The 380-nt window shown below is 49.7% G+C and carries 1 rRNA gene; it reads left to right on the forward strand.

The features are described 5' to 3' along the window. A 23S ribosomal RNA gene (locus ATB76_RS26920) occupies window positions 1–380 on the forward strand; the annotation flags it as partial.

Raw genomic sequence — 380 nt, forward strand, 5'->3', positions numbered from 1 at the left:
CAAGCAGTAGGAGCACCTTCGTGGTGTGACTGCGTACCTTTTGTATAATGGGTCAGCGACTTATATTCAGTGGCAAGGTTAACCATCTAGGGGAGCCGTAGCGAAAGCGAGTGTTAACTGCGCGACTTAGTCGCTGGATATAGACCCGAAACCAGGTGATCTAGCCATGGGCAGGTTGAAGATTGAGTAACATCAATTGGAGGACCGAACCGACTAATGTTGAAAAATTAGCGGATGACTTGTGGCTAGGGGTGAAAGGCCAATCAAACCTGGAGATAGCTGGTTCTCCCCGAAAGCTATTTAGGTAGCGCCTCGGACGAATACTACTGGGGGTAGAGCACTGTTAAGGCTAGGGGGTCATCCCGACTTACCAACCCTTT

The sequence above is a fragment of the Vibrio sp. MOR3 genome (assembly GCF_001557775.1).
Taxonomy (GTDB): Bacteria; Pseudomonadota; Gammaproteobacteria; order Enterobacterales; family Vibrionaceae; genus Vibrio; species Vibrio jasicida.